Raw genomic sequence first — 24,074 nt, forward strand, 5'->3', positions numbered from 1 at the left:
TCGACGCGCTTGACATGCCTTGACGGCACAGCGCAGGATCGGTCGCGCATCAACAGCGGAGAACGCAATGTCACCCAAACTGCAAATGCGAACGGTGCTGTCGGCGGCCTGCATGACGCTGGCGCTGGCGTGCGTCCCGGCCAAGGCGGCCGACGTGCCGATCGTCACCGGCGAGCAGTGGACCACGTCGAGCGAGGCGGTGAAGAAGGCCTACCTCGTCGGGCTCGCAAACATGGTCCAGGTGGAAATGGCCTACTTCGGAAGGAACCCGCCGGCCGACGCCCAGAGCTTCGTGCCGCGCCTCTCGAAGGGCATGCAGGGTCAGTCGCTGGACAGCGTGCGTCAGGGCGTCGATGGCTGGTATGCCGCGAATCCAAGCGGCCTGAAGCGCCCCGTGCTGGACATCATCTGGTTTGACATGGCCATGCCCGGCCTGCAGAAGAAGTGAAGGGGAAACAGATCATGAAACGAATGAACTGGCTCCTGGCGGTCGCGTCACTGGCATTGGCCGCGGGCTGCACGGACATGACGCCGCAGCAGCAGGGAACGATGAGCGGCGCCGCGATGGGCGCCGCTGCCGGCGCCGGCATCGCCGCCATTGCGGGTGGCGATGCCTGGACGGGTGCGGCAATCGGCGGCGTGGCCGGCGGTGTCGCCGGCAACATCCACGGCGGAAGGCAGCAGCAGCGCTGGTAGGCCCGCCGTCGGGTCCGCAGAGGACCTATTCGGCCGACGCGGCGCTCGCCGCCAGTTCGGCGACAGGGACGCAACTGCAGAACAGGTTGCGGTCGCCGTAGACGTTGTCGACACGGCCGATCGGCGGCCAGTACTTGGCGGTCTTCAGCGTCGCGAGCGGGAAGGCCGCCAATTCGCGCGAATAGGGCCGCGTCCATTCCGTTCCGAGCAGGCTCGCGGCGGTGTGCGGTGCGTTCTTGAGCGGGTTGTCCTCCTTCGGCCAGACGCCTTCCTCGATGCGGCGGATCTCGCCGCGGATCGCGATCATCGCGTCGATGAAGCGGTCGAGCTCGGCGAGCGGCTCGCTCTCGGTCGGCTCGACCATCAGCGTGCCCGGCACCGGGAAGCTCAGCGTCGGCGCGTGGAAGCCGTAGTCGATGAGCCGCTTGGCGACGTCCTCGGCGGTCACGCCGCTGGCATCCTTCAATGGGCGCAGGTCGAGGATGCACTCGTGCGCCACATGGCCGTTGGGGCTCGAATACAGCGTCGGGTAGTGGTCCTTGAGGCGTGCGCTGATGTAGTTGGCGCTCAGGATCGCGGTTTCGGTCGCGGCCTTGAGGCCGGTCGCGCCCATCATGCGGCAGTACATCCAGCTGATCGGCAGCACCGCCGCGTTGCCGAGCGGCGCGGCCGACACCGCGCCCACGCCGTTCGACGCGAGGCCACCGGTCGCGTGGCCCGGCAGGTAGGGCACGAGATCCTCGACCACGCAGACCGGCCCGACGCCCGGCCCGCCGCCGCCGTGCGGGATGCAGAAGGTCTTGTGCAGGTTCAGATGGCTCACGTCGCCGCCGAATTCGCCCGGTGCCGCAATGCCGACCAGCGCGTTCATGTTGGCGCCGTCGACGTACACGCGGCCACCGTGCGCGTGGACGATCTCGCACAGCTCTTTCACGCGGGTTTCGAACACGCCGTGCGTGCTGGGGTAGGTGATCATCACCGCGGCCAGCTTGTCGCTGTGCGTCTCGCAGGCGCGCTTGAGGTCGTCGATGTCCACGTTGCCTTCAGCGTCGCAGGCGGTGACCACCACCTTCATGCCGACCATGTGCGCGCTCGCCGGATTGGTGCCGTGTGCGGAGAACGGGATCAGGCACACATTGCGATGGCCTTGCCCCTTGGCTTCGTGAAACGCCTTGATCGCGAGCAGGCCCGCGTACTCGCCCTGCGAGCCGGCGTTAGGCTGCAGGCTGATGCCGGCGTAGCCCGTGGCTTCGCACAGCCACGCGCGCAACTGCTTGTCCAGCTGGTCGTAGCCGAGGCGTTGTCCGGCCGGCGCGAAGGGATGGATGTTCGCGAACTCGGGCCAGGTGATGGGGATCATCTCGCTGGTCGCGTTGAGCTTCATCGTGCAGCTTCCGAGCGGGATCATGCTGCGATCGAGCGCGAGGTCCTTGTCGCCCAGGCTGCGGATGTAGCGCAGCATCGCGGTCTCGCTCTTGTGCGTGTTGAAGACCGGGTGCGTGAGGAACGGCGAGGTGCGGCGAAGGTCCTCGGGAATGCGCGAAGTCACGCGGGCGGAAAGTTCCTCGAAGCGCGGCATCGGCGTGCCCGTCGGCACGAGGAGGGCCCACAAGGTCTCGATGTCGGCGCGGGTGGTGGTCTCGTCGAGCGAGATGCCGAGGTGGTTCTGCACGCGCTGGCCGAGGTTGATGCCGGCTGCTTCGGCGCGTTCGACGATCTTCGCGGTGTCTTCGCCAGTCTTGACCGTGAGCGTGTCGAAGGCGGTCGCATTGACCAGCTCGCGGCCCATCTGTTCGAGGCCTTGCGCAAGTACGGCTGTCAGTGCCGCCACGCGCTGCGCGATGCGCTTGAGGCCTTCGGGGCCGTGATAGACCGCGTACATGCTGGCGATCACCGCAGGCAGCACCTGCGCCGTGCAGATGTTGGAGGTCGCCTTCTCGCGGCGGATGTGCTGCTCTCGCGTCTGCAGCGCGAGCCGGTAGGCCGGCGCGCCATGCGTGTCGACGCTGACGCCGACGATGCGGCCCGGCAGCGAGCGCTTGAAGTCGTCGCGGCAGGCCAGGTAGGCCGCGTGCGGACCGCCGTTGCCCATCGGCATGCCGAAGCGCTGCGTGGTGCCGCAGACGATGTCGGCGTCCCACTCGCCGGGCGGCGTCAGCATCGTGAGCGCGAGCAGGTCAGCTGCGACGCAGAAGGCCGCATCGAACTGATGCGCGTGGCCGGCGAGCGGGCGCAGGTCATGCACATGGCCCGTCGTGGCGGGGTATTGCGCGAGCACGCCGAAGAACTCGCAGCTCGCCATGAGGTGCGGCAGGGTTTCGGAGATGGTGCTCACCCGTACCTCGATGCCGAGCGGCGCCGCGCGGGTCTTGATGACCTCGATGGTCTGCGGATGGCAGTCACCCGAGACCAGGAAGACATTGCTCTTGCTCTTCACGCTGCGGCGCGCAAGCGTCATCGCTTCGGCTGCGGCCGTCGCTTCGTCGAGCATCGACGCATTGGCGATCGCCATGCCGGTGAGGTCGCACACCATGGTCTGGAAGTTGACCAGCGCTTCCATGCGGCCCTGCGAGATCTCGGCCTGATAGGGCGTGTAGGCGGTGTACCAGGCCGGGTTCTCCAGCACGTTGCGCAGGATCACGCCGGGCGTGTGCGTGCCGTAGTAGCCCTGGCCGATGTAGCTCTTGGCGACCTTGTTCTTCGCGGCGATGGCCTTGAGTTCGGCCAGCGCTTCGGCCTCGGTGATCGCCGGCGGCAGGCGCATCGGCCTGGCGCGGCGGATGGCCGGCGGCACGATGCCGTCGATCAGCTCCGCGCGCGTGGCGGAGCCGATGGCCGGCAGCATGCGCGCCTCGTCCTGGGGTTCGATCCCGATGTGGCGTGCGATGAATTCCTCGGCGTTCTCGAGATCGCCGAGCGAGGGGGTGAGGGGCAGGACGGTCGACATATGCAGATCGAAAATGTGTGAAGCGCGGAACCTGGGGGGTGGTCAGCTCTCTGCCGAGAACTTCTCGTAAGCGGTTTCGTCCAGGAGTGCGTCGAGCTGCGCGGGATCACTCACCCGCACCTTGAAGAACCAGCCGCCTTCCATCGGCGCGCTGTTGGCCAGCGACGGATCGGCGCGCAGCGCTTCATTGACCTCGGTGATCTCGCCGGAAACCGGCATGAACACATCCGCCGCCGCCTTCACCGACTCGACCACACCGGCCACCTCGCCCTGGGCGAAGGACTTTCCCACCTCCGGCAGGTCGACGAAGACCACATCGCCGAGCGCGTCCTGCGCATGGACGGTGATGCCGACGGTGACGAGCGCCGCATCCGATTCGGTGCGGACCCACTCGTGATCCTTGGTGAACTTGGTGGTCATGAAGAAAGCTCCTTGATGAAAAAACGGTGAAAACGTGTGACGTCAGCCCCGGTAGTAACGGGCGGGAACGAAAGGCATGGTGCTGACTTCCATCGGGACCGGCTTGCCGCGCACGATCGCCTGAATGCGCGTGCCGGGCTCGGCATAGGCGAGGGCGACGTAGCCCATGGCGATCGGCCGGTCGACCGTCGGGCCGAGCAGCCCGCTGGTGACATGGCCGATGGCCGCGCCTTCGAAGGATTCGAGCGGGGTGCCGTCGCGCACCGGAATGCGCTCCAGCGCGACGAGGCCCACGCGCTTGCGCTTGAGCGTGTCGTGATCGAGATGGCCGGCGGTGCCGGTCGATGCGGTGAGCTGCGCGAGGATCTTCGCGGCGCCCGGGAAGCCGCCCTCGCGCGCACCGCCTGCGCGGCGGACTTTCTGCATCGCCCAGCCGAGCGCAGCCTCGACGGGCGTGGTGGTTTCGTCGATGTCGTTGCCGTAGAGGCACAGGCCCGCCTCGAGCCGCAGCGAATTGCGCGCGCCGAGGCCGATCGGCTTGACTTCGGGCTGTGCGAGCAGCAGCCGTGCAAGCGCTTCGGCATCGGCCGCGGCAACGGAAATCTCGAAGCCGTCCTCGCCGGTATAGCCGCTGCGGGTGACGAAGGCCGCGATGCCGCCGATGCGCACCGCACCGCCCGTCATGAAAACGAACTGCTCGATGCCGGGCGAAAGCCGCGCGAGCGTCGACGCCGCCTGCGGACCCTGCAGCGCCAGCAAGGCGTGGTCGGGCATCGGCAAGACCTGGCAGCGGTGGCCGATCTTCGCGGTGATGAGCGCGATGTCGGCGGCTTTGCACGCGCCGTTGACCACGACGAACCACGAATCGTGGCCTTCGTTGAAGAACATCAGGTCGTCGAGGATGCCGCCGTCGTCGTTCAGCAGCAGGCCGTAGCGCTGCTTGCCCGGCGCGAGGCCGGCCACGTCGACCGGCATGAGGGTTTCGAAGGCGGCCGCCGCATCGGGACCGACGAGCCGGAGCTGGCCCATGTGCGAGATGTCGAACAGGCCGGCCGCGTCGCGCGTGTGCTTGTGCTCGGCCATGAGTCCGGCGGGGTATTGCACGGGCATCGAGTAGCCCGCGAAAGGCACCATGCGCGCGCCGAGTTCCACGTGCAGGGCGTGGAGCGGCGTCTTCAGAAGGTCGTCGGTCGATGCGGAAGCCAAGGCGTTCTCCAAAGGCAAAGGGGCGGTCCGGATCCATGACCGAAGCCATGGGCCACCCCTGCTGTCCGCTTTACCTGAGAGATTCACCCCACGATCGGGGCTTGCTCCTTCGGTGGACGATTCCGCCATACCGTCATTGCGGGGCGGGTCGCCTCTCTCCAGCAAGGAAACGCCCGTCGGGGCGCTTCGTCAGTCCTTTTGCCTGAGCGTTCGGGACCTTGCAAGTGGGGCCCTGCGCCTTCGGCGGCCCCGTCGCGCGGGGCTCTCTCCTGACCCGGCGAGTGTAAGGGATCGACGGTCTCTTTATCGTCCGCGTCGCATCAGGTACTCGATCATTTCGAAGACGGCTTCGCTCAGCAGCGCGAGCGCCGCGGCCGGAATCGCGCCGGCGGCGAGCAGCTGGCGGTCGTTGAGCGCGAGGCCGGTCACGATCCGCTCGCCGAAGCCGCCCGCGCCGATGAAGGCGGCGATGGTCGCGGTGCCGATCGCGATGGTGGTCGCGGTCCGCACGCCGGCCAGGATCGTCGGCAGCGCGAGCGGCAACTGCACCAGGCGCAGGCTTTGCCCGGGGGTCATCCCTAGCGCGGTGCCGGCCATCCGGAGTCCCTGCGGGACTTCCGCCAGGCCGGTCACCGTGTTGCGCATGATCGGCAGCAGCGAATACAGAGTCAGTGCGATGAGCGCGGGCAAGGTACCGATCACGCCGACGAGCGAGATCAGGATCGCCAACAGCGCGAGCGACGGAATGGTCTGCAGCAGCCCGGTGAGCCCGAGCACCAATGCGCCGGCGCGCAGATGGGGAAACACCAGGATACCCAGCGGCACCGCGATCAGGATCGCGAGCCCCACCGAGATCGCGACCAGCAGCAGGTGCTGGCGGGCAAGTCGGCCGAGGTCCGGACCGAACAGCTTGGCAGTGAAGCCGCGCGAGGCGGCGTCGCCGGATGCCGGTGCACCGGTCGGCGGCTGCGCCTTGCCCGGCGCGAGGAAGTCGCGCGCGATGGTGTCGAAAGCCACGCCGTTCAGCTCGGCGCGAGCGTTCATCCCGATCATCGCGCGCTCGTCGATGCGGCCTTCGAGCTTCTGCAAGGCGGCCCATGCGGCCGGCCAGCGCGTGGGCAGGTCGAGGCGGTAGAGCACGACGGCGTCGTAGCGCGGAAAGTACTGGCGGTCGTCCTGCAGGACGCGCAGGCCGAGATGGTCGATCTTCGCGTCGGTGGTGTAGATGTCCGTCACGTCGATCTGCTTCGCGGCGATGGCGTCGTAGGCCAGGCCGTGGTCGAGACCGGTCGGCGTCTGCTTGAATCCGTAGCGATCGGCCAGCCCCTGCCAGCCGTCGGCGCGGCCGATGAATTCGTTCGACAGGCCCAGCTTCAGGTCGGGGTGCTGGGCGAGATCGCTCAGGTTGCGGATGGCGAGCCGGTCCGCGTCCGCCGCGCGCATCGCGAGCGCATAGCCGTCGTTGAAGCCCAGCGGAATCGCGACGCCCAGGCCCAGCGGGCGCAACGCGGCGTTCATCTGGTCGAGCGTCATCGGTCCGTTGCTCTTGAGGATCTCCAGCGCGATGGTTCCGGAGTATTCGGCGTAGAGGTCGATGCCGCCGGAGTTCAGCGCCTCATAGACGATGGCGGTGTTGCCGAGCCCTTGCCGCACCACTGGCGGGGACGGCAGATGCGGCGCGGCCGTCTGCGCCAGCACCTCGGCGAGGATGTACGACTCGGTGAACCGCTTGGAGCCGACACGCAGGGTCTCCTGCTGGGCGTGCGACGGAGCAGCGCCGCACAGCAGGCCCAGGCAGGCGAGGGCGGCGAACCAGATGCGGCGCAGCGGCGTCATCGATCCAGTGTATCGGCCGGGCCGCCATCCGGGCCAGCGGAGCGCGACAGGCACCGGGGTGTTCTCCTACAGCGGGTCGTGCGTGGGGCCGATGCCGGGCTGACAAACCTGAACGCAAACTGAAGCGGTGCTCATCAATTACGTCCGCCGCGGCGAAGGCAAGCCGTTGCTGCTCGTTCACGGGCTCGGCAGCAATTGGCGTTCATGGCGGACGGTGCTGAAGCCGCTGGCTGCCGAGCGCAGCGTGACGGCGATCGACTTACCGGGTTTCGGCAAGAGCCCGGCTCTGCCCGGCGAGGTGTCGATCCGGACGATGTCCGATGCCGTCTCGCAGTTTCTCCGGGAGCACGACCTGCTCGGCACCGATGCGGTGGGCAGCTCGCTCGGCGCCCGGCTCGTGCTCGAACTGGCGCGGCGGGGCGGCGTGGTCGGTGCCGTGGTGTCGCTGGACCCGGTGGGCTTCTGGGCCGGATGGGAGCGGCACGCCTACCGGGCTTCGGTGTGCCTCTGGTGGCGGGCGGCGCGGCTGATGCGGCATTCGATGCCGACGATCGCCACGCACGAGTGGTCGCGCGGGCTGCTCCTCGCGCGGCTTTCGGCGCGGCCGGCGCTCCTTTCCGCTTCGCAGGTGCTGGAGGAGATGCGCAGTTGCGCCGCTTCGGCATCGTTCGGCGCGATGCTCGACGGCCTCGTGCGCGCCGCGCCGATGGAGGGCATCGCCGCCGGCTATCCGGGCAAGAGGCTCGTGATCGGCTGGGGGCGTTCCGACCGGATCTGCTTTCCCAGGCAGGCCGAGCGAGCGCAGCGATTGTTTCCGGACGCGCGGCTGCACTGGTTCGAACGTTGCGGCCACTATCCGCACTGGGACGCGCCGGAGGAAACCGCGCGCCTCATACTGAAGACGACGGCCGATTGAGCGGCGAAGGAGCGGCAAGGCATGACCAGGCACAAGCATCGCAAGCCCATCGACGACCACCACCCACTGCCCGACGTGCATGGCGCGCGCGAGCTGCCTTCGGTGGTGGTCGAGGGCTACAGCCTCCAACTGCGTGACAAGGACGGCTTCGTCGGGGATCAGGCGAGTCAAACCGCATTTCGCGAGCTGCTCGAACGCTGGCGCCGCCGGCGCCGTACCAAAGGCAACGATCCCCTGGGCGGCCTGCACTCCAAGGAAATGACGAAGAAGGCGCTCGATCAGGTACTCAGCAGGAAGGCGTCGGAGGCTGCGGACGTGGTCCATGGGGTCATCGAGGAATTCGCCGAGGAACTGGCCTGGGTGATCGACCGCTTCATGCGCCATCCGTCATGGAAGGGCGTGGAGCGCATCGTGATCGGCGGCGGCTTTCCGGAAAGCGATGTCGGCGAGCGCGCGATCCTGCAGACCTCGGCCCTGCTGGAGGACATGCGAATTTCCGTGCAACTGGGCCGCATCAGCCACGAAACCGACGACGGCGGCCTGCTCGGATGGGTGCATCTCGTGCCGCCGCCGCTGCTGAAGGGGCACGATGCGATCCTCGCGCTCGACATCGGCGGCACCAACGTCCGCTGCGGCATCGTCAAGACGCGCAGGCGGCGTGCGCGCGACCTGTCGAGGGCCAAGGTGATCCACCGCGAGAAATGGCGCCATGCAGACGATGGGCCCAGTCGCAAGGTGCTGGTCGATCGTTTGGTGGAGATGCTCGAAAAGCAGATGCGCTACTGCGGCAGGAAGGGCATCCGCCTCGCACCCTTCATCGGCATCGGCTGCCCGGGGTTGATTCGCAAGGACGGATCGATTGCGCGCGGCGCGCAGAACCTGCCCGGTGACTGGGAGAGCGAGAGCTTCCACCTGCCGAGCAAGCTCTGCGAACGGATCCCGACGATCGGCGGGGAGCCGACCGTGGCCCTCATGCACAACGACGCGGTGGTGCAGGGCCTGAGCGAGCTGCCCTTCATGGGCGACGTGAAGCGCTGGGCCGTGCTGACCATCGGCACGGGCCTGGGCAACGCGAGCTACTGCAACAAGGCGCCGAAGGCTTCCTGAATCAGCCCGCCAGTTCCTTGCCGAAGAAGCGCAGCGTGCGGTCCCACGCGAGCTGCGCCCAGACGGCGTCGTACTGCGTGATCGGGATGCGGCCCGGCCCTTGCGCGGTTTCGTTGGCGAAGGCGTGATGCGCCAGGTAGCGGTGGCCTTCGTAGCGCACGCCCGCGCCGCGGAGCTTTTCTTCGAGCGCATCGACGCCGGCGATCGCGAAGGCCTGGTCCTGCGTCGCCCAGTGCGCCATCACCGGCGCCTTGATCTTCGAGGCGTCGACGTATTCGAGTGGCGGGTAGCCGTACCAGACCACGCCGGCATCGGCTTCGGGCGCCATGGTCAGGCCCAGCACCGTGAGCGCGCCGCCCATGCAGTAGCCGGTGACGCCCACCTTGCCGCCGCGCGCCTTCAGGTGTTGGACGGCGCCGCGCACGTCTTGCGATGCGGCGTCGCCGAAGTTCAGGCCCGTCATCAGGTGATGTGCTTCCTCGGCCTCGACGGTGGATTTGCCACGATAGAGATCGGGCACCAGCGCCGTGAAGCCCGCCTTGGCGAAGCGGTCCGCCACGCCGCGGATCTGGTCATTGATGCCCCACCATTCCTGGATCACCACCACCGAGCCGACCGCCTTGTCGGCCTCGGCCAGATAGCCATTGACGCTGCCGCCGTCGGGGCGCTTGAACTGCACGACATTTCCCATGGAGATCTCCTGAGGTTGGTTTGCGTTTCGGTCGACGAGGGGCGACAAGTATCGGCCGAAGTATCGGCCAGGAAGGCTCAAAGCTGGAATGCGATGGTCAGCAACAACCCTTCGGCCACGTCACGAATCAGGCCGGGCTGTCGCGCCCGGTAGGTGTCGCCGGCCGAAGCCGTGGTCTCGATCCATTGCGCGAGCCAGTCGACATGCTCGTGCCCGTAGAACACCACGGCCGCCTCGTGATTGATGAGCAGGCTGCGCATGTCGAGGTTGATCGACCCGCACAGTGCCAGGTCCTCATCCACCACGACCGCCTTGGCATGGGCCATGAAAGGCAGCATGCGGAAGACGACGCCGGCGCGCGTGAGGTCGCGCATGGCTCTTGCGCGAACGAAGTCGGCGAGCCGGTGGTTCGATTGCGCCGGGATGGCGATCGTGACCTGCACGCCGCGCCGGGCGGCCAGACGCAGCGCATCGCGCAGGCCGTCCCCGGGGACGAAGTAGGGCGTGATCGCGAGCACCCGGTGTTCGGCGCGGAAGCAGGCATCGATGAGCAGCGCCTGCGCGGTGTCTTCGGTCTGGTCCGGGCCGCTCGGCAGCAGTTGCGCGAATTCGCCTTCCACGTGAACGTCCCCGGCGGCCACCTCGCGCGGCTTGTGGTCGCGAACCGAGGACCAGTCGTGGTCGAACTGCCGCGCCGCTGCTGCCGCGACGCTGCCTTGCAGGTCGAATGAAAGATCGCGCCACGGCACCGGATGGTCGTCGTTGCCCGTGAAGTATTCGCCCGCGAGATTGCGGCCGCCGGACCACAGCCATTGGTCGTCCGCGATGGTGAACTTGCGATGGTTTCGCAGGTTGCGCGGCCCGGTCCGGCGCAGGCTGAAGATGGGGCGGAACACCGCGATCTCGGCGCCCGCGTCGCGCAGCGTGTCGAAGTGCGATCGCGGCAGCGACAACGCGCCGAAGCCGTCGAGCAGCACGCGGACCTTCACGCCCTCGCGGGCGCGCCGCGCCAGCCGGTTGATGACCTCGTGGCCGAGCGCGTCGTCGCCGATGATGAAGGTGCAGATGTCGAGGCGCACCCGCGCGCCTTCGACCACCTCGAAGAGCGCATCGCGCGCTGCCGCGCCGTCGGAATGGAAGCGCACTGCGCAGAGCCCCGGGGGTGCGAGGCCGAAGCTCTCGATCAGGTCGGCGGCCCAGTGGCCGGCCGGATTCGCGCGCGGCGGCCGCGGTGCGCCCGCCGGTCGCAGCTTGCGCTGGCCGAACAGCAGGTACATCGGGAGGATGACGTACGGCAGCAACGCCAGACCCATCACCCAGGCGATGGCGGTGGAAGGCGCGCGCTGCTCGCGCTTGGCGCGGCTGGTCAGCACGTAGACCAGCAATGCGAAGGTGACGACCAGCAGATGCTGCGACGGTGAGGGCAGCCAGTCGAGCCAGTCGTCGATGCGGTTCACGTGCGGAGAAGCGGTTGCAGGAAAACCGGCACCGGACGGCTGTTGTCCGCGAGGAACTTCATCATCGTGCCTACGACGTTGCGCACCGGCGCGCGTGCGCCGACGCGGTCGCGCCAGGCGAGCAGTCGTGGCGTGGCTTGCGTCATGCTCGCGCCCTTGCGGTCGGCGAACACATGGGCCATGTAGAAGGCGATGTCGGCGTACGAGTAGGGACCCGCGAGGTAGTCGCGGTCGGCCAGCAGGGCTTCCAGCGCTTCGTAGAAGCGGGCGCAGGCGGCACAGGCCGCAACGGCCGGTGGGCTCTGCATGTCGTGCTGGAGGCCGAAGAGCCTCACCACATGCGGGAAGAAGACCTCGTCGGACTTGAGTTCGAGCTGGCGGGCCCTGGCGCGGTCGGCGATGGCGGCGGGCCAGAGGGGCGGGGTGGGAAAGCGGTCTTCGAGGTACTCGAAGATCTGGGTCGAGTCGAACAGCTCGACGTCACCGTCGATCAGCACCGGCACCTGCCGCTTCGGGTTGACGCGCAGGACCTCGGGGTGCTTCGGCTCGTAGTTGTCGTCGCGGTCGAACGGCACCATGACGCAGTCGAACGAGATGCCCTTTTCGAGCATCGCGATCTGCGCCTTGGCACCGAACATGCTGAGCGGACCGGTGAAGAGCCTCATGCCCGAAGCCTACTTCACACCGGCGCCAAAACAAACCAATCTGTCTAAGGCGAGCCTCAGCTTCCCCAGACTTCCTGCGCGACTTCGACGACGAGGCGCAGCTTGGCGCGTTGCGCCTCGACCGCAATGTTGTTGCCGTGAACCGTGCTGGAGAAGCCGCACTGCGGCGACAGCGCGAGCTGGTCGAGCGAGACGTACTTGGCGGCCGCCTCGATGCGTGCCTTGAGCTCGTCCTTGTCTTCCATCTCGCCGAACTTGGTGGTCACCAGGCCGAGCACGACCGTCTTGCCCTTCGGCAGGAAGCGCAGCGGACGGAAGTCGCCCGAGCGCGCGTCGTCGTATTCGAGGAAGTAGGCGTCGAGGTCCATCTCCTTGAGCAGCGCCTCGGCCACCGGCTCGTAGTTGCCGGCCGCGGCGTGCGTGCTCTTGAAGTTGCCGCGGCACAGGTGCATCGCGAGCGTCATGCCGGCGGGCTTCTGCGCGACCACCTTGTTGATGAAGTTCGCGTAGCGGTGCGGCAGCTCGTTGGGGTCGTCGCCGCGCTGGCGGGCGGCTTCGCGCATCCTCTCGTCGCAGAGGTAGGCGAGGTTGGTGTCGTCCATCTGCACGTAGGTGCAGCCGGCGGCGGCGAGCGAACGCAATTCGTCGCCGTAGGCCTTCGCGACGTCGTCGTAGAAGGTGGGGTCGAGTTCGGGGTAGGCCTCGCGGCTGATGCCGGCGCGGCCGCCGCGGAAGTGCAGCATGGTGGGCGAGGGGATCGTCACCTTCGGCGTGTTGCCGGCCGACACCTGGCTCTTGAGGTATTCGAAGTCGGCCAGCTGGATGTTCTTGGCGTGGCGCACCTTGTCGATGACGCGCATCACCGGCGGGGCCAGTTCCTCGGTGCCGTCGGGCTTGCGGATGGTGACCGGGATGTCGGTCTTCACGCCACCGAGCTGCTCGAGGAAGTCGATGTGGAAGTAGGTGCGGCGGAATTCGCCGTCGGTGATGCTCTTGAGGCCGATGTCTTCCTGGAACTTGACGATCTCGGTGATCGCCTTGTCTTCGACCTTGCGAAGCTGTTCGGGCGTGATCTCGCCCTTGGCTTTCTGCTCGCGGGCTTCGAGCAGGTATTGGGGACGCAGGAAGCTGCCGACGTGGTCGTAGCGTGCGGGCAGGCGGGCGTGTTCTGACATGGTTGGCTCCGTCGAAATCTGGAAAAGAACGGTCGATCGTATCCGCACAGCGGCATGCGCTTACGGATACATCGACACTGGTGTTTACCCCTATTCGGGTGCAAAAAAAGACGATTCTCGGTGATCTGTGGATACATTCCGTATCCCGTGAATCCCCCCAGTCCTTCCGTTTTGTCCCACGCCGAAGCCGGCGGCTCGCAGGTCGTCAAGGCCCAGCTGCGGCTGCGCGAGATGGTGCTCGCCGGCGAATTGCCGGGCGGCGCGCGCATCGCCGAAGTGGCGATCTCGGAGTTGCTGGGCGTGTCCCGCACGCCGGTGCGCAGTGCGCTGATGCGCCTCGAACAGGAAGGCCTGCTCGAGGCGCTGCCGAGCGGCGGCTATGCGGTGCGGACCTTTTCCGAGCGTGACGTGGGCGACGCCATCGAGCTGCGCGGCACGCTCGAAGGCCTTTCGGCCCGGCTCGCCGCCGAGCGCGGCGCGCCGCAGATGGTGCTGCGCGAGGCGCGCGCCTGTCTCAAGCGCATCGACGAATTGATGCGCGAGCCGGCGCTCGATGACGCCGCCTTCTCGCGCTATGTCGCCTACAACGAGGAATTCCATCGCCTGCTCGCCGAGATGTCCGGTAGCCCGCTGATCGCCATGCAGACCGAGCGCGTGACCAACCTGCCTTTCGCTTCACCCTCGGGTTTCGTGGTGGTGGAGGCGAATTCGCCGGGCGCGCGCGACAGGTTGCTGGTCGCGCAGGACCAGCACTGGCAGGTGCTCGATGCCATCGAGAACCGCGAAGGCACGCGCGCCGAGGCGCTCATGCGCGAGCACAGCCGCATCGCCCAGCGCAATCTGCGTGAGGCCTTGCACGGCGCGCAGAGTGATGCCTTGCCGGCCGTGAAGCTCATCCGTCGCCGCGATTAAGAGCTGCATAAGAATGAACCAAAGCTTTGCGCGATGATCGCGCGCCGTATCCCTTGATCGCGCAGAAGTTCTTTTCCCACGGGGCGAGCTAGGTGTTTGCCGACGCCCTCGTGAGATTGCATTTCGTCACAATAGCCCCCGATTTTTCCCGTTCCAGCATTACCGCAGAAGGAGAGCTTTCATGCTTCGTCGTCAATTCGTCCAGGCCGCCAGCCTGACCGCCGTCGCGCTGGCCATGCCACTGGCCCATGCCGCGGACACTTTCAAGATCGGCCTGATCCTGCCCATGACCGGGCAGCAGGCTTCCACCGGTCGCCAGATCGAAGCTGCGGCGCGCCTCTACATGGCGCAGAACGGTGACACCGTCGCGGGCAAGAAGGTGGAACTGATCGTCAAGGACGACACCGGCCTGCCCGACGTCGCCAAGCGCATTGCGCAAGAGCTCGTGGTGAACGAGAAGGTCAACGTGCTCGCCGGCTTCGGCCTGACGCCGATCGCGCTGGCGGTCGCGCCGATCGCCACGCAGTCGAAGACGCCGGCGATCACCATGGCAGCGGCGACCTCGGCCATCACCGAAGCCTCGCCCTACATGCTGCGTTCGAGCTTCACGCTGCCGCAGGTGTCGGTCGCGATGGGCGACTGGGCGCCGAAGAACGGCATCAAGTCGGTGGTGACGCTGGTGTCCGACTACGGTCCCGGCAACGATGCCGAGAAGTTCTTCGCCGAGCGCTTCCAGCTCAACGGCGGCAAGGTGCTCGACAAGCTGCGCGTGCCGCTGCGCAACCCCGATTTCGCGCCGTTCCTGCAGAAGGTGCGTGACGCCAAGCCCGATGCCCTGTTCGTCTTCGTGCCCTCTGGCGCGGGTGCGGCGGTGATGAAGCAGTTCCTCGAGCGCGGCATGGACAAGGCGGGCATCAAGCTCATCGGCACCGGCGACCTGACGGACGACGATCAGCTCAACGACATGGGCGACGGCGCGCTCGGCGTGGTCACGACGCACCACTACTCGGCCGCGCATCCTTCCGCGATGAACAAGAAGTTCGTCGAGGCCTTCGAGAAGGCCAACAAGAACATGCGTCCGAACTTCATGGCCGTCGGCGGCTACGACGGCATGCGCATGATCTACGAGGCGCTCAAGACCACGAAGGGCCAGGGCGGCGGCGACGCGCTGCTGGCCGCGCTCAAGGGCCAGGTCTTCGAAAGCCCGCGCGGCCAGGTGCTGATCGACGCGCAGACGCGCGACATCACGCAGGACGTGTACCTGCGCAAGGTCGAGAAGAAGGACGGTCAGCTCTACAACGTCGAGTTCGACGTGATCAAGAGCGTCAAAGACCCAGGCAAGGCCAAGTAATCACGACAGGGTTCCGGACAGCAGCATGTTGACCATCCTTTTTGACGGCATTGCCTACGGCATGCTGCTGTTCGTGCTCGCGGTCGGATTGGCCGTGACGCTCGGATTGATGAACTTCATCAATCTCGCGCATGGCGCCTTCGCCATGGCGGGCGGCTACATCACGGTCTTCGCCATGCAGAAGCTGGGCGTGCCGTTCCTCGTTTGCCTGCCGCTTGCATTCATCCTGGTGGGTGCAGTGGGCGCATTGCTCGAACGAACGCTCTACCGCCCGATGTACGGCAAGACGCACCTCGACCAGGTGATGTTCTCGATCGGGCTCGCCTTCATGGCGGTGGCGGGCATCGACTTCTTCGTCGGTTCGTCGCAGCAGAACATCCATCTGCCCGACTGGCTGCGCGGCCGCACCGAGATCGGCGACGGCGCGCTGATGCTGGGCATGGGCCACTACCGGCTCTTCATCATCGCGGTGTGCGCGCTGCTGACGGTGGTGCTGCAGCTCATCCTTACGCGCACGCGCTTCGGCAGCCGGCTGCGCGCGGCGGTGGACGATCCGCGCGTGGCCGCGGGCATGGGCATCAACGTGAACGTGGTGTTCCTGATGACCTTCGCGGTCGGCTCGGGACTGGCTGGCCTGGGCGGTGCGCTGGGCGCCGAGATCCTCGGGCTCGATCCGACCTTCCCGCTCAAGTACATGATCTATTTCCTCATCGTGGTGTCGGTCGGCGGCACCACCTCGATCACCGGGCCATTGCTGGCGGCGCTGCTGCTCGGCGTCGCCGACGTGGCGGGCAAGTACTTCATCCCGAAGATGGGCGCCTTCACCGTCTACCTCCTGATGATCCTCATCCTGATGTGGCGGCCGCAGGGCCTGTTCACCCGGAAGGGAGGACGGTGATGGACTTCCAATCCCCGCTGCTGGCCAAGGCGCGCTGGCGCCCGCTGGAGTTCGTGGTCTGGGCGGTGGCCTTCGTGCTGCCGCTGGTGCTGCCCTCGCATGCACTCATGATCAACGAGATCGCGATCGTCGCGCTGTTCGCGATGTCGCTCGACCTGATCCTCGGCTACACCGGTGTCGTGTCGCTGGGCCATGCCGGCTTCTTCGGGCTGGGCGCCTACACGGCCGCCCTGTTCGCCAAGCATGTGATGCCCGATCCGACGGTCGGACTGGTGGTGGCGATCGTGGTCGCTGCGCTGCTGGGCGCGGTCGCGAGCATCACCATCCTGCGCGGCAGCGATCTCACGCGGTTGATGGTCACGCTCGGCACGGCGCTCCTCCTGCTCGAACTCGCGAACAAGCTCGACTGGCTCACCGGCGGCGCCGACGGCCTGCAGGGCGTGGTCATGGGGCCGGTGCTCGGCATGTTCGACTTCGACCTCTACGGCCGCACGGCCGCGTGGTATTCGCTGTCGGTGATGCTGGTGCTCTTCCTGCTGATGCGCCGGCTGGTGCATTCGCCGTTCGGCGCGACGCTCAAGGCGATCCGTGACAACCGCCTGCGCGCGATGGCCATCGGCATTCCGGTGATCCCGCGCCTGGCGGTGATCTACACCATCGCCGCCGCGGTGGCCGGAGGCGCAGGCGCGCTGCTCGCGCAGACCACGGGCTTTGCATCGCTCGACGTGCTCGCCTTCGACCGCTCGGCCGACGTGCTGCTGATGCTGGTCATCGGCGGGGTGGGCTGGCTCTACGGCGGCATCGCCGGCGCCATCGTCTTCAAGGTGCTGCAGGACACGCTTTCCGCGGTCACGCCGCAGTACTGGATGTTCTGGATCGGCCTGATCCTGGTGCTGCTGGTGCTCGTGGGCCGTGACCGGCTGCTCAGGCCCTGGACCTGGTTCGGCGCTCGCGGGAGTGCGGGGAGTGCCAAGCCGTGAGCACCGTGAACAACAACAACGTGAACGACATCGTCCTCTCGGCCACCGGCCTCGTGATGCGCTTTGGCGGCATCACGGCGACCAACAACGTGTCGCTGAACCTGCGGCGCGGCGCGCGCCATGCGCTGATCGGCCCGAACGGCGCCGGCAAGACCACGCTGATCAACCTGCTGACCGGCGTGCTCACGCCGACCGAAGGCCGCATCGTGCTCGAAGGCGAGGACATCACGCGCCTCGCGCCGCACAAGCGGGTGGCGCGCGGCATGGTCCGTACCTTTCAGATCAACCAGCTGTTCGATTCGATGTCGCCGCTGGAGACGCTTGCGCTCGTGGTGTCGCAGCACACCGGCGTCGGCACCGACTGGTGGCGGCCGCTGGGCAGCTCCAGGCAGGTCACCGAGCGTGCGGGTCAGTTGCTGGAACAGTTCCGGCTCGCCGATGTTGCCAACCAGCAGACGAAGCATCTGGCCTACGGCAAGCGCCGCCTGCTCGAAATCGCGATCGCGCTCGCTTGCGAGCCGCGCGTGCTGCTGCTCGACGAACCCGTGGCCGGTGTGCCGGCGGGCGAGCGCGAGGAACTGCTGGAAACGGTCGCCGCGCTGCCGGCCGATGTGTCGGTGCTGCTCATCGAGCACGACATGGACCTGGTGTTCAGCTTTGCCGATCGCATGACGGTGCTCGTCAATGGCACGCTGCTGACCGAGGGCGACCCGGACACGATCGCGAACGACCCGAAGGTAAAGGAGGTCTACCTGGGCCATGGAGAGGCACATGTCTGAGTTGCTTCGCATCGAGAACCTGAGCGCGGGCTACGGCGAAGCCGTGGTGCTGCACGACATTTCCTTTTCGCTCGGCGAAGGGCAGACGCTGGCGCTGCTGGGCCGAAACGGCACCGGCAAGACCACCCTGATCAACACGCTCGCGGGCGCGACGCGCCAGCATGGCGGCACGATCACGCTCGGCGGCAACGCCTTGCACAAGCTGCCTTCGCACCAGCGTGCCGCGGTCGGCATCGGCTGGGTGCCGCAGGAGCGCAACATCTTCAAGTCGCTGACGGTGCATGAGAACCTCACCGCGGTCGAGCGGGCGGGCAGGTGGAATGCGCAGCGCGTCTACGAGATGTTTCCGCGCTTGGCCGAGCGCAAGGGCAACCTGGGCACGCAGCTTTCGGGCGGCGAGCAGCAGATGCTGGCCGTCGGCCGTGCGCTGGTGGTGAACCCGACGCTGCTGCTGCTCGACGAGCCGCTCGAAGGGCTCGCGCCGATCATCGTGGAAGAGCTGCTGCGCGCCATCCGCCGCATCACGCGAGACGAGGGGTTGGCGGCGATCATCGTCGAGCAGCATCCGCAGGCGATCCTCGCCATCTCGGACGAGGCGGTCGTGCTCGACCACGGCACGGTGGTGCACGCCGATCACGCCGCAACGCTGCGCACGCAGCCCGAAGTGCTGGATCGGCTGCTCGGCGTTTCCCGCTGAGCGGGGCGGGCGCGGCCCGCAAGCCGCGCCTACACTGGTTCGAGCTTCGAAAGGAGACATGCAATGGCATCCATTCGACGGGAAATGCAGGTCGCCGCGAGCGCAGCCCACATCTGGGACGCGGTGCGCGATGTCGGCGAGATCCATCGCCGGCTGGTGCCCGGTTTCGTGACCGACTGCCGGCTCGAGGGCGATGCGCGGATCGTCACCTTCGGCAACGGCATCGTCGCGCGCGAGGTGATCGTCGATGTCGATGACGCGACACGCCGCGTCGCGTGGTCGGCCTCGGGCGGCCGGCTCACGCATCACAACGCGTCGCTTCAGGTGTACCCCGAAGACGCCACGCACAGCCGCCTCGTCTGGGTCGCCGACCTGCTGCCGAACGCCATGGCCGAGCCGATCGCCGCCATGATCGACGCCGGTATGCAGGCGATGAAGCACACCCTCGAAGCCACCATCCCCTAGGCTCCCCAGCGAATGCCAGGGATACCGTGGATCCGGCCTTGCCGGTCCACCGGTATCGCCCCCTGCAAGGGGGTGGAGAGCGACACGAAGTGCGCGAGCTTGGGGGTGAGCTCAATACCCTACGGTGAAGCGCTGGCGCGAGTGCTTGGGCGACTCGACTTCATCGGCCATCGCGATCGCGAAGTCTTCCATCGAGACCCAGCTCTTGCCCTTTTCGTCGGACAGGACGCCGTCGCCGCCGAGGCGGAATTTGCCGGTGCGCTCGCCCGGCATGAAAAGCGCGGAAGGCGAGAGAAAGGTCCAGTCGAGTTCCTTCTCGGCGCGCAGTGCTTCGAGGAACACGCGACCGGCAAGCGCTTCGGGCTTGTAGGCTTCAGGGAAGTCGGGCGTGTCCACCAGCGACTTGCCCGGCGCCACCTCGAGGCTGCCCGCGCCGCCCACGACCAGCACGCGCGACACGCCTGCCTTCTTCGCCGCCGCGATGAGCGTCGCTGCATCGATGCCGCCGACGAAGCGCGTGGCGCTGATGACCGCGTCATGGCCGCGCAGCAGCGGCGCCAGCGCATCGACCGAGGTGGCATCGGCCGCCTTCAGGGTGAGGCTGGGGCGCTCGGCCACGCCTTCGATCTTGCGCGCGACGCCGGTGATGGTGTGGCCGCGCTGAAGCAACTCATTGGCGATCCGCGAGCCGACGCGGCCCGAGATGCCGAGGATGGCGATCTTCATGGTGAATTCCCTTTCTGAGATTGAAGAAGAAATAGCAGGATGGGGTGGGTCAGAGGGCCTGTGCGACCAGCTGTTCGAGCTGCGCGGTCCAGGCGTCGGGCTGCCCGAGAAAGCGCCCGGCATCGATGGGCGTGACGTGTGCGGCGGGTGTTTCCAGCGCGAAGGTCGGGAAGCCTTGTCCGCCTGCTCTCGCAAGCCATTGACGGCTGTGCGAGATGTGCCGATGCGTGCTTTCGCCTGTCAGTTCGTCGAAGGCCGTCGCGAAGCTGGACGGTGCCAGGCCGATGTCGGCTGCCAGATCGTTCAGGACGGGCCGCTCGGCGATGCGCAGGCCTTCGACATAGTGGGCACGCTGCACGCGGTTGAGCATGTCGAGGCCACGGTCGGCCACCGCCTGTGCCGCAAGAACTGCAGTGAGCGGCGGGGTCGAGTCCAGCATCGCGCCGCCATCGTTGAGCAGGCCGTCGAAATAGGCCGCGCCGAATGGCTGCCCGCTGAGCTCGGCGATGCGACGGTCATGCGGAATCACGTAGTTGCGCCACGCCGGGGTGATGGGGCGCCGGTTGGGGCCGGTCATCATTCCTCCTCCATGGAGTTCGACCTTCAGGCCGCGGATGCCGCGAGCCGCATCGACCAGCGGTGCAGCGGCATAGCACCAGCCACACAGCGGATCGAAGATGTAGTGGAGCGTGGCTTGTTGGGGTGAATTCCTTGCGGTCATGGTGCGTGATCGTAGGTTTCTCGGTTCGATCGAAAAACACCTTAGTATGGTCAGGTTTGTTGCTTCATTCGATCGAATATGGACCGGGTCACCGCTGCGGAAGTCTTCGTCTGCATCGCCGAGAAAGGCAGCATGACCGCCGCCGCCGAGGCGCTGGACATGTCTCGCGCGATGGTCACGCGCTATCTGGCGCAGATGGAGGAATGGGCCGGCGCCCGCCTGCTGCACCGCACGACGCGGCGGCTGAGCCTGACCGAACCCGGCCGCGAGACGCTCGCGCGTTGCCGCCGCATGCTGGAACTGGCCGGGGAGATGGCCGTCGCTTCCACGGCGGAAGCCGACACGCCGCGCGGACTCCTGCGCGTTGCCTGCTCGCAGTCACTTGCGCAGGACGTGCTGGCCGCCACGGTTGCCGAATTCCTGCGCCGCTATCCGCTCGCGGCCATCGACCTGCAGATCGGGCCGCGGCCGGTGAACCTCGTCGAGGAGCGGATCGATCTCGCGATCCGCATCACCAACGACCTCGACCCGAACCTGATCGCGCGGCCGCTGGGCCGCTGCGACTCGGTGATCTGCGCCTCGCCGGCCTATCTCGCGGCGCATGGCCGGCCGCATCGGGTGCCGGATCTGGCGACCCACAACTGCCTGACCTACTCGTATTTCGGCAAGAGCCTCTGGGAGTTCGAAGTCGCCGGCGAACGACTCGCGGTGCCGGTGAGCGGCAACCTCAGCGCCAACGAGTCGAACGTGCTGCTGGCGGCGGCCGTCGAAGGCGCAGGTATCACCATGCAGCCCGTCTATTCGACGAGGCGGCTGCTGGCGGAAGGGCGGCTCGTGGCGCTGCTGCCGGAAGCCGTGCCGCAGCCGCTCGGCGTGCATGGCCTGTACGGATCGCGGCGCCAGATGCCCGCCGCGCTGCGCCTGCTGCTCGACCTGCTGGCCGAGCGCTTCGCCGACCCGGACTACTGGCCGGTCATGCGTCCGGGCCCACGGCCCGATACAGCGCGCGCACGAAATCGGACTGCGTGATCATCCCGACCAGCCGCTTGTCGGCGTCGATGATCGGGATGTGGTGGTGGCCGCCTTCGGAGAAGAGCGGCACCAGCTCGGCGAGCGGCCGGTCCTCGCTCGCCACGCGCACCTGCCGGGTCATGATCTGGCCGACCACCTCGGGCTTGCTGGACATCACGGTGCGGGTGGCGCGGATGAAGTCGCGCAGCCGCCCGCCGATGCCTTCGTGGTGCTGCAGGTCGATGTGCCGGAAGAAATCCGCCTGCGTGATGATCCCGACCACGCGCCGGCTGCGGTCGATCACCGGCAGCGCCTTGATGCGCCGTTCGTGCATCAGCGACCAGGCCTCCTGCAGGGGCGTGCCGAACTCCACGCAGGCCAGGTCGCGCGACATGAGGTCGGCGCAATGCACCGTGCCGAGCCGACGATGCCACGACTCGACCTCGGTCTGGCGAATCAGCGACTCGAGATCGTCGCGGCTGATGTCGAGCACCTGGTTGTAGCGCGCGAGCACCGCATCGATGTCGGCCGAGCTGAGCCGGCTGTCGGCCGGGGAGGGCTTCGGCGCGATCTGGACGTGCGGGTAGCGCCGTCCGGTCAGGCTGTTGTAGGCGACGCCGGCCAGCACCAGCAGCACCGAATTCACCAGGGTCGGGAAGAAGGCGAACGAGAACTGCGTGGTGTGCGTCAGCACGATGAGCAGGGCAGCCGCGCCGCCCGGCGGATGCAGGCAGCGCAGCGAGAACATCACGCCGATCGCCAGCGCGGTCGCGAAGGCATCGAGCCAGACGCCGTCGGGCAGCCAGTTCACGCATGCGATGCCGACCAGCGCGGCGATGGTGTTTCCACCGATCACCGGCCAGGGCTGCGCGAGCGGGCTCGCCGGCAATGCGAAGACCAGCACCGCGCTGGCCCCCATCGGCGCGATGAGCCAAGGAGCGTTCGAAGGGGTGCCGGTGATCCAGTGGCAGATCAGGGCAGTGAAGAGAAGACCGACGCCCGCGCCCAGGGTTGCCCGCAGGCGCTCTTGCGCATTGGCGGACGTGGGGCCCGGGATCCAGGCACGCGCAAAGGTGGAAAGGCTTTCGAAGCGCATGGTGTGAGGGTCAACTTGCCTCTCGGGCAACGAGCCGGCCGATCTCCGGCCAGCGTTGGTGCAGCCAGACCCAGGCGACGAGTCCGATGCCCAGCATCAGGATCGAAGTGCCGGCCAGCGCCAGCGTGGAGTGCATCACCAGCGGCGCGACCATGCCCGCGACGATGCCGTTGGCGGTCGACCCGATCACCGCCTGCAATGAGGAGGCCATGCCGCGGCGCTCGGGATGAAGGTCGAGCACCAGCAGCGTGACCACCGGCACCATCAGCGCCCAGCCGAAAGCGAACACCGCCAGCGGCCACAGGGCCCAGCCCGCGTGTGGCGTGAAGAGGGCATTGGCGATCACGTTGACGATCGAGGTGGCCAGCATGATCACGAACCCATCCCTGATCTGCCGCTTTGGCGCGACCTTGCCCGCCATGCGGCCGCTGGCCCAGGCACCGAGCATGATGCCGCCGATGGTCAACAGGAAGAACCAGAAGAACTGCGTCGGGGCGAGTCCGAGGTGTTCGCCGAGAAAGGCGGGCGCGGCCAGCACGTAGAGAAACATGCCGTTGAACGGCACGCCGCTCGCAAGCGCCAGCAAGAGGAAGCGCGGGTCGGAGCAGAGCTCCCAGTAACCCCGAAGCAGGTGCCGGATCTCGAAGGGCTGGCGGTGGCTCTGGTGCAGCGTTTCGGGCAGCAGCTTGTAGTTGGCGGTCCACAGGATCACCCCCACTGCGACTAGGAACCAGAAGATGCTGTGCCAACCCAGATGCACGAACAGGAATCCGCCCACGATCGGGGCGATGGCGGGCGCGATGCCGAAGTAGATCGTGACCTGGCTCATCACCCGCTGGGCCTCGGCCGGCGGGAACATGTCGCGGATCACCGCCCGCGACACCACGATCCCCGCGCCGGTCGACAGGCCTTGCAGCGCGCGGAAGAACACCAGCCATCCGATCGTCTGCGACAGCGCGCAACCCAGCGATGCGACGGTGAACACCACCAGGCCCCAGAGCACCACCGGACGGCGCCCGAAGCTGTCCGACAGCGCGCCGTGGAACAGGTTCATGAACGCGAAGCCGAAGAGGTAGGCCGAGAGCGTCTGCTGCATCTCCACGGGCGTCGCGCCGATCGAGTGCGCAATGCCCGAGAAGGCAGGGATGTAGGTGTCGATCGAGAACGGCCCGAGCATCCCGAGCACCGCCAGCAGCACCGCCAGCGCCCAGCGGGGCGCGCGCCAGAGTTTGTGCGCGTCGGGGTTCATGCGTCTCCGTTCTTCTCTTTGTTCCGAAGCAAAAAGAAGGCGCCCTTGGGCGCCTTCAGATACCCGATCGGCT

The 24,074-nt window shown here is 67.3% G+C and carries 24 protein-coding genes and 2 riboswitches; of the genes, 12 read left to right on the top strand and 12 right to left on the bottom strand.

Annotated elements, in window-relative coordinates:
* Nucleotides 1–67 precede the first annotated feature (67 nt).
* Both BLW05_RS07435 and BLW05_RS07440 read left to right on the top strand, forming a co-directional pair.
* Complete coding sequence (locus BLW05_RS07435) at nt 68–448, top strand: hypothetical protein (protein WP_256330095.1); 381 nt, start codon at nt 68–70, stop codon at nt 446–448.
* Between the two features lie 14 nt (nt 449–462).
* Nucleotides 463–696, top strand: a complete 234-nt coding sequence (locus tag BLW05_RS07440; protein ID WP_093162117.1) for a glycine zipper domain-containing protein — start codon at nt 463–465, stop codon at nt 694–696.
* Nucleotides 697–721: 25 nt separating this feature from the next.
* Here the strand turns inward: BLW05_RS07440 and gcvP are convergent, their stop codons facing one another.
* The 4 genes from gcvP to BLW05_RS07460 all read right to left on the bottom strand — a co-directional run bounded on the left by gcvP (nt 722) and on the right by BLW05_RS07460 (nt 7,105).
* Complete coding sequence (gcvP, locus tag BLW05_RS07445) at nt 722–3,643, bottom strand: aminomethyl-transferring glycine dehydrogenase (protein WP_093161461.1); 2,922 nt, start codon at nt 3,641–3,643, stop codon at nt 722–724.
* A gap of 42 nt (nt 3,644–3,685) precedes the next feature.
* A complete protein-coding gene (gcvH, locus tag BLW05_RS07450; RefSeq protein ID WP_093161462.1) occupies nt 3,686–4,063 on the bottom strand; it encodes a glycine cleavage system protein GcvH in 378 nt (125 codons plus the stop codon).
* A gap of 42 nt (nt 4,064–4,105) precedes the next feature.
* Nucleotides 4,106–5,269: a glycine cleavage system aminomethyltransferase GcvT gene (gene gcvT / locus BLW05_RS07455; protein WP_093162118.1), complete on the bottom strand. Its 1,164-nt coding sequence runs from the start codon at nt 5,267–5,269 to the stop codon at nt 4,106–4,108.
* A gap of 51 nt (nt 5,270–5,320) precedes the next feature.
* Nucleotides 5,321–5,441: riboswitch (glycine riboswitch) on the bottom strand.
* A 16-nt stretch (nt 5,442–5,457) separates the two neighbouring features.
* Nucleotides 5,458–5,543, bottom strand: a riboswitch (glycine riboswitch).
* A gap of 29 nt (nt 5,544–5,572) precedes the next feature.
* A complete protein-coding gene (locus tag BLW05_RS07460) occupies nt 5,573–7,105 on the bottom strand; it encodes an ABC transporter permease/substrate-binding protein (RefSeq protein ID WP_093161464.1) in 1,533 nt (510 codons plus the stop codon).
* A gap of 127 nt (nt 7,106–7,232) precedes the next feature.
* On the opposite strand from BLW05_RS07460, the gene BLW05_RS07465 reads away from it, so the two are divergent.
* A complete protein-coding gene (locus BLW05_RS07465) occupies nt 7,233–8,021 on the top strand; it encodes an alpha/beta fold hydrolase (protein WP_093161465.1) in 789 nt (262 codons plus the stop codon).
* 21 nt (nt 8,022–8,042) lie between these two features.
* A complete protein-coding gene (locus BLW05_RS07470; RefSeq protein WP_093161467.1) occupies nt 8,043–9,128 on the top strand; it encodes an ROK family protein in 1,086 nt (361 codons plus the stop codon).
* Nucleotide 9,129: 1 nt separating this feature from the next.
* Here the strand turns inward: BLW05_RS07470 and BLW05_RS07475 are convergent, their stop codons facing one another.
* The 4 genes from BLW05_RS07475 to BLW05_RS07490 all read right to left on the bottom strand — a co-directional run bounded on the left by BLW05_RS07475 (nt 9,130) and on the right by BLW05_RS07490 (nt 13,116).
* The gene (locus BLW05_RS07475) at nt 9,130–9,819 is read right to left on the bottom strand and encodes a dienelactone hydrolase family protein (RefSeq protein WP_093161468.1); all 690 of its coding nucleotides are present in this window, start codon (nt 9,817–9,819) and stop codon (nt 9,130–9,132) included.
* Between the two features lie 77 nt (nt 9,820–9,896).
* Nucleotides 9,897–11,276 (bottom strand): phospholipase D-like domain-containing protein, encoded by a 1,380-nt coding sequence (locus BLW05_RS07480; protein ID WP_256330096.1) that lies wholly within the window; start codon nt 11,274–11,276, stop codon nt 9,897–9,899.
* Nucleotides 11,273–11,941 (bottom strand): glutathione S-transferase family protein, encoded by a 669-nt coding sequence (locus tag BLW05_RS07485; RefSeq protein WP_093161470.1) that lies wholly within the window; start codon nt 11,939–11,941, stop codon nt 11,273–11,275. Before BLW05_RS07485 ends, BLW05_RS07480 begins: the two co-directional genes overlap by 4 nt.
* Before the next feature lie 56 nt (nt 11,942–11,997).
* Complete coding sequence (locus BLW05_RS07490) at nt 11,998–13,116, bottom strand: 5-methyltetrahydropteroyltriglutamate--homocysteine S-methyltransferase (protein WP_093161472.1); 1,119 nt, start codon at nt 13,114–13,116, stop codon at nt 11,998–12,000.
* 147 nt (nt 13,117–13,263) lie between these two features.
* On the opposite strand from BLW05_RS07490, the gene BLW05_RS07495 reads away from it, so the two are divergent.
* The 7 genes from BLW05_RS07495 (at nt 13,264) to BLW05_RS07525 (ending at nt 19,198) form a co-directional block, all read left to right on the top strand.
* Nucleotides 13,264–14,028, top strand: coding sequence for a GntR family transcriptional regulator (locus BLW05_RS07495; protein ID WP_256330097.1), 765 nt, complete (start codon nt 13,264–13,266; stop codon nt 14,026–14,028).
* Between the two features lie 181 nt (nt 14,029–14,209).
* Nucleotides 14,210–15,379 (top strand): ABC transporter substrate-binding protein, encoded by a 1,170-nt coding sequence (locus BLW05_RS07500; RefSeq protein ID WP_093161475.1) that lies wholly within the window; start codon nt 14,210–14,212, stop codon nt 15,377–15,379.
* Nucleotides 15,380–15,404: 25 nt separating this feature from the next.
* Nucleotides 15,405–16,277 carry a branched-chain amino acid ABC transporter permease gene (locus BLW05_RS07505; RefSeq protein WP_093161476.1) on the top strand — a complete coding sequence of 291 codons (873 nt, stop codon included), beginning with the start codon at nt 15,405–15,407 and terminating at the stop codon, nt 16,275–16,277.
* Nucleotides 16,277–17,257, top strand: coding sequence for a branched-chain amino acid ABC transporter permease (locus tag BLW05_RS07510; RefSeq protein ID WP_093161478.1), 981 nt, complete (start codon nt 16,277–16,279; stop codon nt 17,255–17,257). Before BLW05_RS07505 ends, BLW05_RS07510 begins: the two co-directional genes overlap by 1 nt.
* A gap of 20 nt (nt 17,258–17,277) precedes the next feature.
* A complete protein-coding gene (locus tag BLW05_RS07515) occupies nt 17,278–18,036 on the top strand; it encodes an ABC transporter ATP-binding protein (protein ID WP_093162121.1) in 759 nt (252 codons plus the stop codon).
* Entirely contained in the window at nt 18,029–18,733 is a 705-nt protein-coding gene (locus tag BLW05_RS07520) for an ABC transporter ATP-binding protein (RefSeq protein ID WP_093161479.1), read from the top strand. The genes BLW05_RS07515 and BLW05_RS07520 overlap by 8 nt, the downstream gene beginning before the upstream one ends.
* Nucleotides 18,734–18,796: 63 nt before the next feature.
* Nucleotides 18,797–19,198, top strand: a complete 402-nt coding sequence (locus BLW05_RS07525; RefSeq protein ID WP_093161480.1) for an SRPBCC family protein — start codon at nt 18,797–18,799, stop codon at nt 19,196–19,198.
* Between the two features lie 111 nt (nt 19,199–19,309).
* On the opposite strand, the gene BLW05_RS07530 is transcribed toward BLW05_RS07525, so the two are convergent.
* Entirely contained in the window at nt 19,310–19,924 is a 615-nt protein-coding gene (locus tag BLW05_RS07530; RefSeq protein WP_093161481.1) for an NAD(P)-dependent oxidoreductase, read from the bottom strand.
* Nucleotides 19,925–19,973: 49 nt separating this feature from the next.
* A complete protein-coding gene (locus BLW05_RS07535; RefSeq protein ID WP_093161482.1) occupies nt 19,974–20,645 on the bottom strand; it encodes a DsbA family protein in 672 nt (223 codons plus the stop codon).
* Nucleotides 20,646–20,723: 78 nt separating this feature from the next.
* On the opposite strand from BLW05_RS07535, the gene BLW05_RS07540 reads away from it, so the two are divergent.
* Nucleotides 20,724–21,674, top strand: coding sequence for a LysR family transcriptional regulator (locus BLW05_RS07540; protein ID WP_093161484.1), 951 nt, complete (start codon nt 20,724–20,726; stop codon nt 21,672–21,674).
* Here the strand turns inward: BLW05_RS07540 and BLW05_RS07545 are convergent.
* Together BLW05_RS07545 and BLW05_RS07550 are read right to left on the bottom strand one after the other, a co-directional pair.
* On the bottom strand, nt 21,619–22,752 hold the full coding sequence (locus tag BLW05_RS07545) for an HPP family protein (RefSeq protein WP_093161485.1): 1,134 nt from the start codon (nt 22,750–22,752) through the stop codon (nt 21,619–21,621). The two genes, BLW05_RS07540 and BLW05_RS07545, sit on opposite strands and share 56 nt — an antisense overlap.
* Nucleotides 22,753–22,762: 10 nt before the next feature.
* Nucleotides 22,763–24,001, bottom strand: coding sequence for a multidrug effflux MFS transporter (locus tag BLW05_RS07550; protein ID WP_093161487.1), 1,239 nt, complete (start codon nt 23,999–24,001; stop codon nt 22,763–22,765).
* Between the last annotated feature and the right edge of the window lie 73 nt (nt 24,002–24,074).

The organism is Variovorax sp. YR216 (genome assembly GCF_900107745.1).
In the GTDB taxonomy this organism is placed as follows: domain Bacteria; phylum Pseudomonadota; class Gammaproteobacteria; order Burkholderiales; family Burkholderiaceae_C; genus Variovorax.